The organism is Staphylococcus sp. B1(2026) (genome assembly GCF_058895785.1).
Genome location: NZ_JBZXTS010000085.1, coordinates 1 through 2745, shown reverse-complemented (window position 1 = coordinate 2745; position 2745 = coordinate 1). Strand labels below are relative to the sequence as shown.

Sequence of the window (2745 nt, the reverse complement as noted above, 5' to 3'; positions counted from 1 at the left end):
AATCTGGTAACAGATTGGAGGTGTAACTTATGTTTGAAATCTTCGTAAATTTATTGTTATCTATCGTAGCAGATGTTTTTGCTTATATTATCTGTAAATGGCTTGATAGATATTTATAAGTGAGTAATAAGTCTAAAGATAAAGAAAAAGACAGAGCTGACACTCTGTCTTTTTTGTGTAACTTATGCAATCTTCGTAATTGCTTATATTTGAATTATATCTTATATATTTTTTTATAGCAACTTGAAATGAAAAAGTTAAAGTGATATTATGTATTTATTAATAAAATATACACATAACAGAGTTGAGCAAGTGTGGTGGTCTAGTATAGACAAACACACAACAAACTAAGTCAGAGACTTAAGCACAGCGTGCGTGTTTGTTAACGAAGTTGTGTTTGAAAATGAAGTTTTCAAAGCCCCCCCTACTAATAGGGGGGCTAACTTATATACTCTAAACCTCTTAAACGTTGATACTAAGCGATTTTTAAGTAATATTTGACGTTTTTTAAATATTACTAAATTTATAAAGGAATAGATTAAATGAATTTATTAGATTTTAGAAATAAATATTAAAAGACTTAAAACTGTTGATATTATTATGTTTTAAGTCTTTTTTTGTATTTGAATTGATAATTAGTTTATATAACTAGTCATAGTTTAGATGATTTCATTTGGATTTTGAATAGAAATGAGACAACTTGTTGTCGAGTTTCTTCTTAACTTGATACTATTAGAAATAAAAGTCGAGAGATTTTTGTGGTTTTAATATGAGTTAAACTCTTGGGGTGTCTATATTTTTCGTAAAAAAAAAAGCCTTGCTTTGGTATAAAATAAGTAGTATGCTTTAGTTGTTGAGACAAAAACATATTTTATTTTAGAAAGGCAAGAGCTTTAATTATTTATAAATAATTTCTTCTCTTAGAATGGTACTAGAAAAATGGAAGAAAATCAACAAATTTTTATTGATGTTTCGAAAAAAGGTAAAGATAGAAAATGGAAAGAACGTAAATTGATGAATATTGATTTATCAAATAGATTGGAAAAATTAGGATATAAACAATTTAATAATGTGATGCAATGTGCAGAAGTTTTAAAATTTAAAAAAGATAATGATATTTTAAGATTATATCAAACTTGGTTTTGTAAAAATAAGTTGTGTCCGCTTTGTAATTGGCGACGTGCAATGAAACATAGTTATCAAGCAACACAAGTAATAGATAAAGCGATAGAAAAAGAACCAAAAGCAAAATTTTTATTTTTAACATTGACTGTAAAAAATATTAAAGGTGATATGTTAAATAAAACAATGAGTGATTTAACAAAATCATTTAGAAGATTGATGAAAAGAACGAAAGTTGTAAAAAATTTAATTGGGTATTTACGTTCGACTGAAGTAACGTTTAATTCAGAAACAGAATTATATCATCCACATATACATGTTTTATTAATGGTTAAGTCTAGTTATTTTAAAGGTACTAGTGAAAATTATATTTCTCAAAAAGAATGGCAACAGATGTGGCAACAAGGTGCTCAGTTAGATTATTTACCGATAGTTGATATTAGAAAAGTACGATCAAAAAAATCAAATGATGAGAAAGATATAAAAAATGCAATTATAGAAACTGCAAAGTATCCAGTAAAACCAATTGATACATTACAAGCAAGTGAAGAACAAAAATTAAAAATAGTAGATGATTTAATGCAAGGACTTTATAAAAAAAGACAAATAGGTTATGGTGGTTTGTTGAAAAAAATTTATAAAGAGTTGCAATTAGATGATTTAGAAAATGGCGATTTGATAAAAATTGATGATGAAAAAAACGAAGTAACACCAGGTAAAGAAATTATTGCGGTGTGGAATTGGGAAAGAAAAAATTATTTTATAAAAGATTAAAAGTGATGTCTTTAAAAAAGATGTCATTTTTTTAATTTTTTGAGATTTTAAAAATGGATATTTGTGGTACCTAGCCGGTACTTTTTCATAATTTAACGTATATTACCGGTACCTGACCGGTGCAATAGAGAGTAATTATTCGTGGTTTTTGGTACCAAACCGGTACCAAACAGGTACTTTACCGGTACTTTTAGCTAAAATTTGATATCATGACCGGTACCGGTAAAAGCATAAGGAAAACTGTTGGCACTGCCAACCATCAACACGCTTTAGGTACCTAAAGTATAGGTGTTTGATGTCAGTTTTCTCTTATGCTCTATAGTAAATATATTGTATTTCGCTCATATTTTGATTTTAAGAGTTTATAAAAATTTTTATAAGTGATTTATAAGATGATTTATAAGTGTTTTTAAAATTGAATTTAAGACGGTATTAAGAGATTGTAAAATAAAAAATATTTATTCCGTCACAATAAAACTCAATAAAAAATAAAAAATAGAATTTTGAAAAAGTAAATTAGATTAAAAAATTTTTTTATAAAATTAAACAGAAGAAAAATAAAGCGTGTGTTTTTTAAAATTTAAACTAGAAAAAGCGACGGAAAAAATAAAAATTATTTAACTTCCTTGCGTCGCCAGTTGCGAAAAAAATTTTAAAAATAAAAAAAGCAATGATTTAAGAGTGGAGATTTTTTGAAGAATGAAAAAAATACAACTCGGTCATTGTCTTTTTTTAAGCAAGCGAAACATTATTTTCTTCCGAAGCGAGCCGAATTGTTTTGAGCAACTTTTTAAAAAGTTGCAAAGAAAAAGAAATAAATTGATTTATGTTATAATAATTGAGTTACTT

General features: G+C 26.4%; 1 protein-coding gene. It reads left to right on the top strand.

The window, feature by feature from the left end; all coding sequences use genetic code 11:
• The first annotated feature begins 939 nt into the window (after positions 1-939).
• On the top strand, positions 940-1896 hold the full coding sequence (locus AC5EAH_RS07925; protein WP_493494241.1) for a protein rep: 957 nt from the start codon (positions 940-942) through the stop codon (positions 1894-1896).
• The last annotated feature ends 849 nt before the right edge of the window (positions 1897-2745 follow it).